Origin of the sequence: Solihabitans fulvus (genome assembly GCF_008386585.1) — a bacterium.
Classification (GTDB): Bacteria; Actinomycetota; Actinomycetes; order Mycobacteriales; family Pseudonocardiaceae; genus Solihabitans; species Solihabitans fulvus.
Genome location: NZ_VUOB01000452.1, coordinates 1 through 238 on the forward strand (window position 1 = coordinate 1; position 238 = coordinate 238).

A 238-nucleotide genomic window follows, 5' to 3' on the forward strand; every position below is an offset into this window, starting at 1 on the left:
CCCTCCGGCGGGTACTGCGGGAACGGGGTCGGCCTCGGCGTGATGTCGTAGCAGCGCGGGCCGCGCTTGTCGCCGTACACCGGCTCGTCCTGGTTCGGCTTGTAGTTGCCCCGGTTGTTGGTGATCTCCATGGTGATGTGCAGGCCGGGCTTGTCGGTGCCCTTGCCGAACGCCTTCTCGATGATCGGCGCGAAGCTGGCGAGGCCCTGGAGGAAACACGGGTACTCGGGCGCGTACT

Annotated in this window: 1 protein-coding gene; it reads right to left on the reverse strand. The window is 67.2% G+C overall.

Going from position 1 to position 238, the window contains the following annotated elements; translation table 11 throughout:
• A partial coding sequence (locus tag F0L68_RS42000) for an MCE family protein (RefSeq protein WP_188317162.1) occupies positions 1 to 238 on the reverse strand: 238 nt, incomplete at both ends.